We start from the raw sequence: 14,444 nt of genomic DNA, 5'->3' as shown, positions 1-14,444 counted from the left end.
CCCGGCTCGTGCGGCGGCGGATCCCCGCCCTGTGAGCGCGATCAGTGGACTACCGATCGCAGCGTCTCTGAAACGACCTGCCTCGCCTACGGGGAACTGTAGCCACGCTGTGTGACGAAATGCGGGATGAGCGCCGCACGGCCTGCCGTGGGCGGAACCGCCGGACATTGGCGCGGCGCGGATCGGCGGGCCTCCTGTCGGCACGGTCGTCCGAGGCCCCGCCGCGGCCCTCGGCGGCCGCGGAGTGACCGCCCGCGCCCCGGGCGGTCACGCCCGCGCGGCCCGGCTCTCCTCGGTGCGGCGGGCGCTGGTGTCCACGCTGAAGTCGAGCCCTTCGTCGCCGACCCGCACGGTCACGCGGTCGCCCGGCGCGACCTCGCCGTCGAGGAGCCGGGACGAGAGCGGGTTGCCGACGCTGCGCTGGATGGTGCGGGCCAGCGGGCGGGCGCCGAACTCCGGCTGGTGGCCGGTCGCCGCCAGCCAGCGCACGGCGTCGTCGGTGAACTCGATGCCGATGTCCTGGGCGTGCAGCCGGCGCGCCGTCTCCTCCAGCAGCAGTCGGGTGATCTTCGCCAACTCCTCCTCGGTGAGCTGGGCGAAGACGATGATCTCGTCGACGCGGTTGAGGAACTCGGGCCGGAACTCGTCGCGCAGCCGCGCCATGATCCGCTCGCGGGTGGCGCGGTCGCGCTCGCCCTCCTCGGAGCCCACGAAACCGATTGGCCCGCCGCCGGTGACGAACTCCGACCCCAGGTTGCTGGTCATGATGACCACGGTGTTGCGGAAGTCGACGGTGCGGCCCTGCCCGTCGGTGAGGCGGCCGTCGTCGAGCATCTGCAGCAGCAGGTTGAACATGTCCGGGTGCGCCTTCTCGATCTCGTCGAGCAGGATGACCGAGTAGGGCGAGCGCCGCACCGCCTCGGTCAACTGGCCCGCCTCTTCGTAGCCGACGTAGCCGGGGGGCGCCCCGACCAGGCGCGCGGCGGTGTGGCGCTCCTGGAACTCGCTCATGTCGAAGCGGATCATCTGCTCCTGGGAGCCGAACAGCGCCTCGGCCAGCGCCCGCGCCAGTTCGGTCTTGCCGACGCCGGTGGGCCCCAGGAACAGGAAGCTGCCGATGGGCCGGTCGGGCGGGGCGAGTCCGGCGCGCGAGCGCCGCACCGCCTCGGCCACCGCGGCGACGGCCTCGTCCTGGCCGACCACGCGGGAGTGCAGCCGCTGCTCCAGCCCCGTGAGCCGCTCGCGCTCCTCCTGGGTGAGCTGGGAGACGGGGATCGAGGTGATCCGCGAGACGACCTCGGCGACGTCCTCCCTCCCGACCACGGGCACCTGTTCTGGCCCGGTGTCGCGCACCTCGGCGATGGCCTCGCGGGTCCGGTTGGCCTCGTCGCGAGCCTGCGAGGCGGCTTCATAGTCCTCGTCGCGTACCGCCTGCTCCTTGCGGGCCTCCAGCTCGCGCAGGCGCTCCTCCAGCTCGCGGACGTCGACGCTGGGCCGCTTGGCGCGCAGGCGCACCCGCGCGCCCGCCTGGTCGACCAGATCGATCGCCTTGTCCGGAAGGAACCGGTCGGAGAGGTAGCGGTCGGAGAGCTCGGCGGCCGCCACCAGGGCGTCGTCGCTGAAGCGGACCTGGTGGTGGGCCTCGTAGCGGTCGCGCAGGCCGCGCAGAATCTCCACGGTGTCTGCGACGCCGGGCTCGGAGACCAGCACCGGCTGGAAGCGGCGCTCCAGCGCCGCGTCCTTCTCGACGTTCTGCCGGTACTCGTCGAGGGTGGTGGCGCCGATCATGTGCAGCTCGCCGCGGGACAGCGCGGGCTTGAGCATGTTGCCCGCGCTCATCGCGCCCTCGGCTCCGCCCGCCCCCACGACGGTGTGCATCTCGTCGATGAAGATCAGCAGCTTGTCGTCGTTGCGGATCTCCTCGATGATGTTGCGGACCCGCTCCTCGAAGTCGCCGCGGTAGCGCGTGCCGGCCACCACGCCGGCCAGGTCGAGCTGGACGAGCCTGCGCCCGCTGAGGGTGTCGGGGACGTCGTTGTCGGAGATCCGCTGGGCGATGCCCTCGACGATGGCGGTCTTGCCCACGCCGGGGTCGCCGATGAGCACCGGGTTGTTCTTGCGGCGGCGCGCCAGCACCTCGATGGTCTGCTCGACCTCGGACTCGCGGCCCACCACCGGATCGAGGCGACCCTCGCCGGCGAGGGCGGTGATGTCGGTGCCGAACTCGTCGAGGTTGGGCGTCGTACTCTCCTGCCGGGCGGCGGTGCCGCTCTGCGTACCTGCGCCCGCGGGCGCGGGGCCCGCGCTCGCCGCCGACTGCAGCGACTCGGGGGTGACGCCGGACTCGGCGAGCATGCGGCCCATCCGCGACTCGCCGTTGACCGCGAGCGCGAAGAGCATGTGCTCGGGCGCGATGAGGGGCCGGCCCATCGCCCGCGCTATCTGGTGTGCGTCGAGCAGGGTGCGCTTGGCCGCCGGGGTCAGCGCCGGTACTCCCGGCCGGGCCTGGGGTGCACGCTCGGCCTCGCTCCCGGCCGACGCCGCGAGCGCCTCGGGGTCGGCTCCGGTGCGCTGGACCAGCTCGCGGGCCGGTGCGTAGCGCAGGACCGCCCACAGCAGGTGGGCGGCGTCCAGATCGGTCCGGTCGCTCTGGGAGGCGCGCGCGAGCGCCTCCGACACCACCTCCCGGGTGGCGGTGTCCATCAGCTTGGACAGGTCGACGCGCTGCGAGGCGCTGCGCGCGCCGCCGGGACCGAAGAAGCGCGCCAGGAACTCCTCGAAGGAGCGGGGATCGTCGCCTCCGCCTCCCGCAGGGAAGTCGTGTGTCATCGCCGGGGCCTCCTCATGGAACAGGGCGCCCGGTCGGGCGCCCCGGTCGGCGTGTGGCGGGTTCTCCGTCACCCGTTTCCGGTGCCGGGCGGGTTGTCGCCCTTGGGCTTGGCAGGCTGCGCGGGCACGCCGTGCGGCGGCGGGTTGCCCGGGGGCGCCTGCCCGCCCGTGCCGACCCGGGATCCGCCCCGGGCCGCCTGCGGTGTCTCCGGGTGGAAGTCCTGGTCGCCGCCTGTGGGCTCGGCGCCGTTCTCCAGCTCCCGCAGCCGCGATCGGAGGATCTCCAGCACCTGGGGCCGGTCGGCGTGTGCGGCCTCATAGCCGATCAGGTCGCGCATCTGCTCCTGTGTCAGCGCGCGGACGCGATGCTGCAGCGTGCCGACGGGCAGGCCCTCATACCCTGCGATCGGCGGTGCGTGCCGCTCAGCGGACATGGAACATCACTCCGTTCCCCGCGCTCGGTCCCAGCGTCGGGGCGCGCGGTCGCGCCGCGCGCCGGTGTCGCCTTCGGGGCCCGCCGCTACCCGTGGCCCCTGCGGCGAAACCGCCGGTCGGAGCGGGGAGTGCCGAGGGCGGCGGGCAGCGCGCCCTGCGCAGCGGCTCCGCCTGTCGGAAGCGGCGACCCCTGGTTCGGCCGTGCCGTTATGGGCGGCGACTGTGTGCGCCGCGTTCCGGTCTCGGCCCACCCCCGGCACGATTCGGCGGCGGCGGGTTGAGCGGGTAGAATCCGGCCGGATCGTTCAATTCTCAACCAAATGCGGTGCCGGGCGGCCGATCCGGGAAGCGCGCCCGGCCCGTGCCGGTACACACCGCCCTCGCCGCGCCCCGGGCGCCCGCCCCGCCTCCGCGGCGCGGGGTCACGGCCCCCGGCCACCCGCGCAGGGCGTCGCGGGTGGCCACCCGGCACCCAGACCGCGCCCGCGAGACCGTCCGTCCCGGTCTCGCGGGCGCGCCCTTCGCTACTGCAGGGGGTCCGGGCGCGCTGCTCATGGCCGCCGCGTCCGCCGCAGCCACACCGCCATCGACCGGCTCGGCGTGCGGACGCCCTGCACCGGCCGGAGCGGTCCCGCGCGGTGCGGGACCGCGCTCAGCCCTCTACCGGGTCGGCGGCCTCCTGCGGCCCCGGCACACGCGGAAACTTCAGGTCGAACGCCGGCCGCTCGCTGCGGATCCGCGGCAGCGTGGTGAAGTTGTGGCGCGGCGGCGGACACGACGTCGCCCACTCCAAGGAGACCCCGTAGCCCCACGGGTCGTCGGTCTCGACCCGGGGCGCGTTGCGCGCAGTCCACCAGATGTTCCAGAGGAAGAACAGCGTCGAGGCGCCCAGCACGAACGACCCGATGCTGGAGACCATGTTCAGCACGGTGAACCCGTCTGAGGGCAGGTAGTCGGCGTAGCGGCGGGGCATCCCCTCTACGCCCAGCCAGTGCTGGACCAGAAACGTGGTGTGGAAACCGACGAACAGCGACCAGAAGTGCGCCTTGCCCAGCCCTTCGTGGAGCATCCTGCCCGTCATCTTGGGCCACCAGAAGTAGAAGCCGGAGAACATCGCGAACACGACCGTGCCGAAGAGCACGTAGTGGAAGTGGCCCACGACGAAGTAGGAGTCGGTGACGTGGAAGTCCAGCGGCGGCGAGGCCAGGATCACCCCCGTCAGCCCGCCGAACAGGAACGTCACCAGGAACCCCACGGAGAACAGCATCGCCGAGGGGAAGGTGAGCTGGCCGCGCCACATGGTGCCGATCCAGTTGAAGAACTTGATCCCGGTCGGCACGGCGATGAGGAACGACATGAACGAGAAGAACGGCAGCAGCACCGCGCCGGTGGCGAACATGTGGTGGGCCCACACCGTCATCGACAGCCCGGTGATCGTGATCGTGGCGGCGACCATCCCCCCGTAGCCGAACAGCGGCTTGCGCGAGAAGACCGGGATCACCTCGGTGACGATCCCGAAGAAGGGCAGGGCGACGATATAGACCTCGGGATGGCCGAAGAACCAGAACAGGTGCTGCCAGAGGATCGCGCCGCCGTGGGCCGCGCCGTAGACCTGTGCCCCGAGGATGCGGTCGGCGGCCAGCGCCGCCAGCGCCGCGGTCAGCACCGGGAACGCGAGCAGGATCAGCACGCCGGTGAGCACGGTGTTCCAGGTGAACAGCGGCATCCGGAACACGGTCATGCCCGGCGCGCGCATCACCGCGATCGTCGTCATGAAGTTGACCGCGCCGAGGATGGTGCCCAGGCCCGACACCAGTAGGCCCAGCACCCACAGGTCCCCGCCCAGGCCGGGCGAGCGCACCGCGTCCGACAGCGGCGTGTAGGCGAACCAGCCGAAGCTGGCCGCTCCCGACGGTGTGAGGAAGCCGCCGACGACCATCAGACCGCCGAAGAGGAACAGCCAGTAGCTGAACATGTTCAGCCGCGGGAAGGCCACGTCGGGCGCGCCGATCTGCAGCGGCACGATCACGTTGGCGAACCCCACGAACAGCGGGGTCGCGAACAGCAGCATCATGATCGTGCCGTGGACCGTGAACAGCTGGTTGTAGCCCTCGTGGGTCACGACCTGCATCCCAGGCCACATCAGCTCGGCGCGGATCAGCATCGCCATCACGCCCGCCGCGACGAAGAACGCGAACGAGGTGATGAGGTACATCTTGCCGATCACCTTGTGATCGGTGGAGGACATCCAGCCGACGAAGGTCGTTCCTCCGGCGATCGGACCGCGCTCATGCGACGCCTCCCGCTCCGAGCGCGCGGTCTGGGTCATCGATGCTCCGTTCGTCTCACCCGGGCAGCGACCGGGAGGTTCGTGAAGGCCCGCTCCCGGCCCGTTCGCCGGCCCGCGGGCACGCTCGCGACGGGGGAACCGGGGTGCCGCGGCGCGGACGCGGCGGGCGGGTGCTCAGTCGGCGCCCACGGTGGCGGCGAGAAGGATCAGCGCCGACGTGAGTACGGCCGCCCACACCACCAGGACGGCCGCCCAGGGCGCCGGCTCGCGGTCGGCCTCGCCGGCGTTTCGGGCGAGCCGGTCGGAGTACTCCCGCAGGCGCCGACGGCACTCGGGGTCCTCCCGGGCGAGGTTCCGGCCGATCCGGTCCAGCTTCGCCCTCTCACCGCGCTCCAGGGCCATCGCCGTCCTCCTGCTCTCCTCCACCGTCCGCGCCGCCCGACCGGCCGCGGATCGGCGAGCGCGCCGCTACCCGCGCCGACGCCGGCCTAACGTCGGCTCTGCGCACCCGTCGCGGCAGGTCACGGCCCGTTGCGGGCGCCGCGCAGGGCGCGGTTTGGCTTGCCCAGACCGCGGTAGAGGGCGCGCAGAGGCACAGGGGCGACCCGCGCGCCGCGTCCGGCGCACGAGCGCGGGCGCGGCGCGGGCCCTGAGCGAACCCGACATCCGAATCCGGGACAGCCGCAACGCAGGAGGATCCCATGGCCGAGCAGGTTCGGGAGATCATGACGCAGCCTCCCTACACCGTGTCTCCGCAGACGACGCTGTACGAGACCGCCGTCATCATGCGGGACAAGGGCATCGGCGACGTGGTGGTGACCGAGAACGACACGGTGCTGGGCGTGCTGACCGACCGCGACATCGTGGTGCGCTGCGTCGCCGACGGCACCGACTGCGGTACAGCCACGGCCGGCGGCGCGCTGAGCGGCCGCCTGTCGGTGGTGGGCCCCGGCGACAGCATCGACGAGGCCGTACGCGTGATGCGCGAGGGCGCGGTGCGGCGTCTGCCGGTCGTCGACGCCGACCGCGTCGTGGGCGTCGTCTCGCTGGGCGACCTCGCAGAGGAGCGCGACCCCTCGTCGGTGCTGGCGTCGATCAGCCGAAGCCGGGCCAACATCTGACCCGGCGCGCTCGGCGGCCCGGGGCGGTGCTCCGCCCGGGCCGGCGGGTTTGCGCCGCACGGGCTGCGGTAGCGGCGCCACCATGAGCGACGCCGCGGCGGGCACGAGCCCGCAGCGAGGCAGCGGGGAGGCGCGACCGCGCCTGCTGGTTTTGCGCGCGCTCGGCCTCGGCGGCTTCCTCACGGCGGTACCCGCGTTCCGGGCGCTGGACCGCGCCCGCCCCGGGGACCCGATCGACCTCGCGGCACCCCGCGCCCACGCCGACCTGCTTGCGCTCGCGGGGCTGGAGTGGACGCTGCTGCCCACCGAAGGGCCCCGGACCCCGCCGTGGCGCCATCCGGTCCCGCCCGGCGCCGCGGTGAACCTGCACGGCAGCGGCCCCGAATCCGTACAGGCGCTGCGCGCGCTGGGACCGGGGCGGCTGTGGACGCACGCCTCTCCGGCTGCCGGGACCCTGGGCCCCGAGTGGCCGCGCCAGATGCACGACGTCGACCTGTGGTGCCGCCTGCTCGCCTACTACGGCATCAGCGCCGACCCCACCGACCTGCGGCTGCCGCTTCCCCGTCCCCCGAAAGAGCACGCGGGCGCGGCCGTCGTGCACCCGGGTGCGGCCTTTGCCGCGCGGCGCTGGCCGCCCGAGCGCTTCGCGGCCCTGGCGCGGCGGCTGGCCGACTCGGGGCTCGACGTGGTGATCACAGGCTCGGCGGCCGAGCGCCGACTCGCGCTGGAGGTCGCGCACCGGGCGGGGCTGGACGAGCAGCGGGTGCCGGCCGGGCGGACGACGCTGCCGGAGCTCGGCGCCCTGGTCGCACACGCAGCCCTCGTGGTGTGCGGCGACACCGGCGCCGCACACCTGGCGACCGCCTACGGCACGCCCTCGGTCGTGCTCTTCGGACCGGTCGACCCCGCGTTGTGGGGGCCGCGCATCGACGCCGACCGGCACGCCTGCCTGTGGTACGGCGAGCCCGGGGACCCGAACGGCGGGGCGCCCGCTCCCGGGCTGCTGCGGATCGGCGTGGCCGAGGCCGCCGCGGCCGCCGAGCGGGTCCTCGGCCGCACGCGGCCCGCGGCCCGTTCCCCCTCCCCGCCGGCACCGCGGGCGCCGCACCGGCTCCGGGCGGCGCCCGCCTCCGCGTCACCGCCGCGCTGAGCTCAGTGCGGACGGTGCTCCGCGCGCCGTCCGCACGCGGAGCCGGGCGGCGCGCTCGCGGCCGTCATCGCCCGCTTCCCCGGCCGCTGGGCGCGCGGCGCTCGAACCGCTCACGCGCGCGGTGGTGGGCGGTCGCTAGCAGCTCCTCCACGGCCTCCGCGGTCCGCGGGCCGGGGTTGACCACGGCGAGCCAGCTCAGGCCGGCGTAGAGGGGATGGGCGCAGACGGTGTCGGCGGCGCTCGGGTCGGCCCCCGGAGGCGGCGGCTCCTTCGGCCCGTGCCCGGTCCACCGGCGGAACCCCTCGGCTCCGGCGGCCACGTTCACCCGGAAGAAGCCCGGGCGGTCGAGCCGGGAAGCGGTGTCGTCGGGGTAGTCCTTCGTCACGACGGTCGCGAACGGCTGCGACCTGGGGACGACTCCGTCGGGTGCGTAGTAGAAGAAGACGTCGCCCCAGGCGATCTCGGGGGTCCCGTCGCCCTCCCGCGGTTCGAGTACGAGGACGCCGTCCATCGCGCGTACGTGTTCGATGATGTCGTTCATCTCCATAACCTCAAGCGTTACATTGAAGTGCTTATGAAGACTTCCGATACTTCTTCCGCCGGTCGTAGCCGGAAAAGCCTGCAAGACCCGCTTCGGCCGGTGGACGTCGCCCGGCGGGTCGGCTGCTCGGTGCAGCAGATCCGGCTCTTGGAGAACGAGGGGGTGCTGCCTCCCGCAGCCCGATCGGCGTCCGGCTACCGGGCCCTGGGACCCGCCCATGTGGAGGCCGCACTCGTGTACCGCGCGCTGGCCGCCGCCGTCGACCCTGTCGAGGCCAAGCGGATCATGCGTGCCGCCCGACGCCCGCGGGCCGCGACGCTGCTCGCGCTCGTCGACTCGGCCCACGCGCGGCTGCACGCCGAGCGCGACGGCCTGCGGACTGCGCAGCGGGCGGCTGCGGAGATCACCGGGGAGCCGGTCGACGACGCCCGGCCCGCGGATGCGATGAGCATCGGCGAACTCGCCGACGCGCTCGGCGTGCGCCCCTCGACCCTGCGGCACTGGGAGGCGGAGGGCCTCCTCGCGCCTGCGCGGCCGGAGGGCCGCCGGCGCTCGTACGCGCCGACGGACGTGCGGGACGCGCGGATCGTCCACCAGCTGCGCCGGGCCGGCTACCGGATCGGTGCCCTCCAGGGCCTGATGCCCCGGCTGCGCCGGAACCGGGGGTGGGACGACGTCGCCGGCGCGCTTCGCGAGCGAGAAGCCGATCTCGACACCCGGTCCCGCCGACTCCTGGAAGCGGCCGCCGCACTGCACGCGCTGCTGGAGCGCTCGGAGGCGCAGGCCCGGTGACACCCCCACCCCGGCGGCGCCGGGCACAGGAGGCGGCCGGCCGCGAGGGGGCGGCCGGAGCGAGCGGCCGCCGCGCCGAGGCGGCGTAGCGGCTTCGGTCACGACCCGCGGGCCTCGCGGGTCCGGGTGCGGCTGGCCTTCTGCAGCGCGTCGACCAGCTCGCGCTTGCTCATCTTCGAGCGCCCCCGGACGCCGACCTCCTGCGCGCGCTCGTAGAGGTGCTCCTTGCTGGCGTTGGCGTCGACGCCCCCGGCGGTCGGCTCGTCCCCGCCGCGCCGCTTGGGCGCCTCGGGGTTGGCCGCCTGCTTGTCGGAGGGGCCCTTGCGCTCCTTCGGCTTCCAGTGGCCGCCCACCTTCTCGTACCGGTGCTTGAGCGCCGCGTAGGCCACGCGGTGGGCGCGCTCACCCTCGCCGTAGGTGTCGACGGCGGAGTCGTGGGCCTTGATCCAGGTCTCCTGGGCACCCTGCGGCGAGCGCCGCAAAGTGGCGGGAAGCTCCTCACGCGCCGGCATCGGCGTCCTCCTTCCGCTGTCGTGCGGGCGCCGGTGGAGAGCACCGCCGCCTCCGGCAGGCCCGGTGCAGCGCGGGGTCGGGCTCGGTGCGCGCGGTCTTGAGCTGGTCCACGCGTCGGCGTCGCCGGGGCCGCTCAGATGGCTGCGCAGGAACTCTTCCGCCTGTGTCGGCATGGTCGGAGCCCCTCTTCGGCTCGGTCACGGCAACGAAGGGCCTTGCCGCGCCGCTACCGACATCGACCCGCGCCAAACGCGGCGCCGGAGCGGCCCGGCCGCCGCGCGGGGCGGGTCCCGAGGGGTTTGGGGGCGAGGAGGCGCAGGTAGGTGGATAGTGACACGTGCGCCGCGCACACCGGTGGAGCCCGGACCTGCAGGAGGCCGACATGGTGCGTGAACGCCTCGACCCCGAGACGGCCGAGCTGTGGCGCGGGTTCCACGCCACGGTGAACATGCACGGCGAGGAGCTGCGCCGCTGGCTGCTCACCGACGCCTCGGGGCCCGACACCTTCTCCGCCGAGCCCTCGATGGACGTCTCCCGGCTCGGCCGGCGCATCGTGGAGATCCTGGACAAGCGCCGGGTCGACCTGACCTCCGATGACGTCGACACCATGCGCGAGGTGGTGGAGAACGCCGCCCGGCTGCTGGCGGTGCCCTCCGAAGAGCGCGGCGAGCAGTGGCGGCACGACCTGATGACCCTGGGCCACGACCCGCTGCGCCCCGACCCCGCGAGCCCGGAGGAGGATCCCGGCGCCGAGGGCACCCTGTAAGCGCCGCTGAGGGCCGCCGCCGTCGCGGGCCCGCGGGGTTTCGGACCGCCGCGGGGCGGTAGCAGAGGCGGGGCGACGACGGGGAGGAACAGCGAGATGAACGTGCAGACGGTCACGGTGGCGCACGGGGACGCAGAGCTGGCGGGGGATCTGACGACGGTTCCCGACGCCGGGGGCGTGGTGCTCTTCGCCCACGGCAGCGGCAGCTCGCGCCACAGCCCTCGCAACAGGGAGGTCGCCGACGCCCTGAACAAGGCGGGTTTCGCGACCCTGCTCCTCGACCTGCTGACCGAGGACGAGGACCGCGCCGACCAGGCCACTCGGGAACTGCGCTTCGACATCGGGCTGCTGACACGGCGGCTGACGGCCGCCGTCGACTGGCTGGCGCGGGACGCCCGGACGGCCGAGCTGGACGTGGGCCTGTTCGGGGCGAGCACGGGAGCGGCCGCGGCGCTGACGACGGCGGCCGACCGCCCGCGCCAGGTGGGCGCGGTGGTCGCCCGCGGCGGCCGGGTGGACCTGGCCGAGGACCGCCTCGCCGAGGTCTCCGCGCCGGTGCTGATGATCGCGGGCAGCGCCGACGAGCCGATCGTGCGGGTCTCCTTCGCCGCGTCGGAGAACCTGCACGTCCTCAACGAGGTGCACCTGGTGCCCGACGCCACCCACCTGTTCGAGGAGCCGGGGACGCTGGAGCAGGTCGCCGGTGCCGCGATGGCCTGGTTCCGCGACCACCTGGGCGCCGACCGCTCCAGCGGTCAGCGCTGAGACGGCACCGACGGGCGGAGCCGCGGGCCCCGCGCGCCGCGCCGTCCCCTGCCCTGACCCGACCTGCACTCCCCCACTCCGTCGCACCGGTCAACGTGTGTTCGTGGCCGGATTCGGCCAACACTGCCGAGTGCACCGCGCGACCCTGTACGCGACCAGCTCACCGACCGTTCCGGTCACCCGCCGCGTACACACGGCGATCGGCGCCGCACCCTGATCCCCTTCGTCCCATTGCTTCGCCAAGAACTAATAGTTAAGTTTCCTAAAAAATAAGCGAAGACCAATCGCAGTACGGACGGAACCCGATGAGCGTGCCTTTCCCCTGCGCCGGCAACGCCCGCGCGCCCCCGCTGCCGCCCGCCTCCGCCGCGCACGGCGGCGGCCCGGCCCCCGGCCCGGCGCCCTGCCGCCCCACCGGCCGAGCGAGCGGCCCGACCCGCGCGCCCGGCACCGCATTCCCCCCGCCCCGCTCGGCGCAGTAGGAGCGAACGAACGTGAAGATCCCCCGCATTAGACCGGCGGCCGCGATGGCGCTCGCCGCCGCGCTCGCGGTGAGCCCGCTGCACGCCGCACCCGCGGCGGCCGCCGCCGAGGCCACCGTCGTCTACACCGAGGGCCAGACCTGGGAGACCGGGTACAGCGGCCAGTTCACCATCATCAACGAGGGCGACACCGCCCTGCGGGACTGGACGATGCAGTTCAGCCTCCCCGACGGCACCGCCGTGAGCAGCATGTGGAACGCCGACGTCGCCGAGTCCGGCGGCACCTACACCGTCACTCCGCCCTCCTGGGGCGCGCCGGTCCCCGCCGGCGGGAGCTACGGGATCGGGTTCAACGGCTCCTTCTCCTCCGGTACGACCGCCACCGAGCCCACGACCTGCACGATCGACGGCGCACCGTGTTCGGGCGGCGCGCCCTCCGAGGACACCGAGGCGCCCTCGGTTCCCGCGAGCCTGCGATCCGGCGCCCAGACCGCCGACAGCGTCACCCTGAACTGGGACGCCGCGAGCGACGACGTCGGCGTCGCCGGCTACGAGGTGCTGCGCGGCGGCGAGGTCGCCGCCTCCACCACCGGTACCGCGACCGGCACCACCGTGGGCGGGCTGGCGGCCGACACCGAGTACACGTTCTCGGTGCGGGCCTACGACGCCGCGGGCAACCGGTCGGCGGCCGGCGACCCGGTCACCGTGCGCACCTCCCCCGCCGACGACGGCGGCGACCCCGGGCCGGGCGGCGACCGCAGGGTCGGCTACTTCACCCAGTGGGGCATCTACGCCCGCGACTACCTGGTCCAGGACGTCGACACCAGCGGCACTGCCGAGAAGCTGACCCACGTCAACTACGCCTTCGGCAACGTCTCGGCCGACGGCCAGTGCTTCATGGCCAACCAGCCGGGCGAGGGCGACGCCTACGCCGACTACGGCCGCTCCTTCGGCGCGGCCGAGAGCGTGGACGGCAGCGCCGACACCTGGGACCAGCCGCTGCGCGGCAACTTCAACCAGCTGCGCGAGCTCAAGGAGAAGCACCCCGACCTCAAGGTGCTGATCTCGCTGGGCGGGTGGACGTGGTCGAAGAACCTCTCCGACGCCGCGCTGACAGCCGAGTCTCGCGAGCGGCTCGCCAGCTCCTGCGTGGACATGTACCTGCGGGGCAACCTGCCGGTCATCGACGGAGCCGGCGGCACCGGATCGGCCGCGGGACTCTTCGACGGCATCGACCTCGACTGGGAGTGGCCGGCCTCGGCGGGCCACCCCGACAACACCTTCCGGCCCGAGGACAAGCAGAACTTCACCGCCCTGGTGCAGGAGTTCCGCGAGCAGCTCGACGCCCTGGAGGCCGAGAACGGCCGCTCCTACGAGCTGAGCTCCTTCATGGCCGCGGACCCGGAGAAGATCGAGGCCGGCTACGAGGTGGGCGCGCTGATGGAGGACTTCGACTTCGTCACCGTGCAGGGCTACGACTTCCACGGCGCCTGGGAGGACACCACCAACCACCAGTCCAACCTCACGCCGATCCCCGGCGACCCCGGGCCCGACACCTACAGCACGCAGGAGACGGTCCAGGCCTACATCGACCGCGGCGCCGACCCGGCCGACCTGGTGATGGGCGTCCCCTTCTACGGCCGCGGGTGGACGGGAGTCTCCGCCGGGCCCGACGGCGACGGGCTGCACCAGCCCTCCTCCGGCGCGGCGCAGGGACCCTTCGAGAACGGGATCGACGACTACAAGAACCTCAAGGACCTGACCGGCTACACCCTGCACCGCGACGACGAGGCCGGAACGGCCTGGCTCTACGACGGCTCCACCTTCTGGACCTACGACGACCCGACCGCCATGCGGCAGAAGGTCGCCTGGGCGAAGGAGCAGGGCCTGGGCGGGATCATGGCCTGGTCCCTGGACGGCGACGACGCCCAGGGCAGCCTGATGGCGGCGATCGACGGCGCCCTCGACGGCGCCTGACCGGCCGCACTCGGGGGCCGGGCGCTCCTCCCGGCCCGGCTCCCGCGGGCGTGCGGCCGCTGGGGTCAGCGGGGGCCGCACTCCCTCCGCCGTGCACCTCGCCGTGCACGCGGCCCACCGTCCCGCCGCCGACCGGACGCCCGGACCGGCGGCGGGACGCGGAACGAGCGCACGCGCGCCCCCGCAGCGCGTGCGCTCGCCGCATTCAGACTGCGGGCACCGGCCGGCGGGGCCGCGGATGTGCCGGTACGGACGGCCGGGGCGCCGGCTGCGGACGGACCGCGCCCCGGCCGGGATCATCCCCCGCGCCGTCCGGGCGAGCAGGCACGCTGCCCGACGCGGAAGCGGCCGGCGCCCGCGGCTCCCCCCGAATACCGCAGGGCGCCGGCCTTGGGACGGTTTCCGCGCTGCGCGTACTCCCGTCCGCGAGTCCGGGTGCCCGTGGGGACGAGCACCCCCACGCGGAAGAGGCCCTCGACTCTTCCCATCGCGTGTAGGGGACCGGCTATCCGCACAACCTCCGATCATGCATGCGGATCGCCAAGAATTCGCAACGCCGGCGGTCGCGGGTGCCGCCGGACGGCAAAGCCCCGCCGGGCGGCGCACAATCGTGCGCGCGCTCACATTCGCCTGAATCCCGGCTCTGCGGGCGCTCCAGCACCGTAATTCACATCACGGGCAGATAAACGACCTACCGGGACTTAGCAAACGGGGTCCCGTGTTGCAGCGACGGTGCCCCGCGATGGGGCCATTCCGCGCACCGGCCCTCCCGCGGTTTCACGG

Annotated in this window: 12 protein-coding genes; 6 read left to right on the top strand and 6 right to left on the bottom strand. The window is 73.8% G+C overall.

The window, feature by feature from the left end; translation table 11 throughout:
• Positions 1 to 267: 267 nt before the first annotated feature.
• The 4 genes from RM446_RS10540 to RM446_RS10525 all read right to left on the bottom strand — a co-directional run bounded on the left by RM446_RS10540 (position 268) and on the right by RM446_RS10525 (position 5,956).
• Positions 268 to 2,829 carry an ATP-dependent Clp protease ATP-binding subunit gene (locus tag RM446_RS10540; RefSeq protein ID WP_311545031.1) on the bottom strand — a complete coding sequence of 854 codons (2,562 nt, stop codon included), beginning with the start codon at positions 2,827 to 2,829 and terminating at the stop codon, positions 268 to 270.
• A 68-nt stretch (positions 2,830 to 2,897) separates the two neighbouring features.
• On the bottom strand, positions 2,898 to 3,263 hold the full coding sequence (locus RM446_RS10535) for a hypothetical protein (protein WP_311545030.1): 366 nt from the start codon (positions 3,261 to 3,263) through the stop codon (positions 2,898 to 2,900).
• A 653-nt stretch (positions 3,264 to 3,916) separates the two neighbouring features.
• Positions 3,917 to 5,512 carry an aa3-type cytochrome oxidase subunit I gene (ctaD, locus tag RM446_RS10530; RefSeq protein WP_398694941.1) on the bottom strand — a complete coding sequence of 532 codons (1,596 nt, stop codon included), beginning with the start codon at positions 5,510 to 5,512 and terminating at the stop codon, positions 3,917 to 3,919.
• A 216-nt stretch (positions 5,513 to 5,728) separates the two neighbouring features.
• Positions 5,729 to 5,956: a DUF3040 domain-containing protein gene (locus RM446_RS10525; protein ID WP_311545028.1), complete on the bottom strand. Its 228-nt coding sequence runs from the start codon at positions 5,954 to 5,956 to the stop codon at positions 5,729 to 5,731.
• A gap of 299 nt (positions 5,957 to 6,255) precedes the next feature.
• On the opposite strand from RM446_RS10525, the gene RM446_RS10520 reads away from it, so the two are divergent.
• Positions 6,256 to 6,675 carry a CBS domain-containing protein gene (locus RM446_RS10520; RefSeq protein ID WP_311545027.1) on the top strand — a complete coding sequence of 140 codons (420 nt, stop codon included), beginning with the start codon at positions 6,256 to 6,258 and terminating at the stop codon, positions 6,673 to 6,675.
• 82 nt (positions 6,676 to 6,757) lie between these two features.
• Positions 6,758 to 7,825, top strand: coding sequence for a glycosyltransferase family 9 protein (locus RM446_RS10515; protein ID WP_311545026.1), 1,068 nt, complete (start codon positions 6,758 to 6,760; stop codon positions 7,823 to 7,825).
• Positions 7,826 to 7,889: 64 nt separating this feature from the next.
• On the opposite strand, the gene RM446_RS10510 is transcribed toward RM446_RS10515, so the two are convergent.
• Positions 7,890 to 8,366 carry a DUF6194 family protein gene (locus RM446_RS10510; RefSeq protein WP_311545025.1) on the bottom strand — a complete coding sequence of 159 codons (477 nt, stop codon included), beginning with the start codon at positions 8,364 to 8,366 and terminating at the stop codon, positions 7,890 to 7,892.
• 99 nt (positions 8,367 to 8,465) lie between these two features.
• On the opposite strand from RM446_RS10510, the gene RM446_RS10505 reads away from it, so the two are divergent.
• A complete protein-coding gene (locus RM446_RS10505) occupies positions 8,466 to 9,158 on the top strand; it encodes a MerR family transcriptional regulator (protein WP_311545024.1) in 693 nt (230 codons plus the stop codon).
• A gap of 98 nt (positions 9,159 to 9,256) precedes the next feature.
• Here RM446_RS10505 and RM446_RS10500 read toward each other — a convergent pair whose 3' ends face one another.
• Positions 9,257 to 9,670 carry a ChaB family protein gene (locus RM446_RS10500; RefSeq protein ID WP_311545023.1) on the bottom strand — a complete coding sequence of 138 codons (414 nt, stop codon included), beginning with the start codon at positions 9,668 to 9,670 and terminating at the stop codon, positions 9,257 to 9,259.
• A 383-nt stretch (positions 9,671 to 10,053) separates the two neighbouring features.
• Here RM446_RS10500 and RM446_RS10495 point away from each other — a divergent pair, with 383 nt between their 5' ends.
• The 3 genes from RM446_RS10495 to RM446_RS10485 all read left to right on the top strand — a co-directional run bounded on the left by RM446_RS10495 (position 10,054) and on the right by RM446_RS10485 (position 13,661).
• Positions 10,054 to 10,437 (top strand): DUF3140 domain-containing protein, encoded by a 384-nt coding sequence (locus tag RM446_RS10495; protein WP_311545022.1) that lies wholly within the window; start codon positions 10,054 to 10,056, stop codon positions 10,435 to 10,437.
• Positions 10,438 to 10,533: 96 nt separating this feature from the next.
• On the top strand, positions 10,534 to 11,202 hold the full coding sequence (locus tag RM446_RS10490) for a dienelactone hydrolase family protein (RefSeq protein ID WP_311545021.1): 669 nt from the start codon (positions 10,534 to 10,536) through the stop codon (positions 11,200 to 11,202).
• Positions 11,203 to 11,729: 527 nt separating this feature from the next.
• Positions 11,730 to 13,661 (top strand): glycosyl hydrolase family 18 protein, encoded by a 1,932-nt coding sequence (locus RM446_RS10485; protein ID WP_311545137.1) that lies wholly within the window; start codon positions 11,730 to 11,732, stop codon positions 13,659 to 13,661.
• Positions 13,662 to 14,444: the final 783 nt, after the last annotated feature.

Source organism: Streptomonospora wellingtoniae, from assembly GCF_031845375.1.
GTDB lineage: Bacteria > Actinomycetota > Actinomycetes > Streptosporangiales > Streptosporangiaceae > Streptomonospora > Streptomonospora wellingtoniae.
Note: the sequence above shows the minus strand (reverse complement) of the source record. Positions and strands in the feature narration are given on the sequence as shown.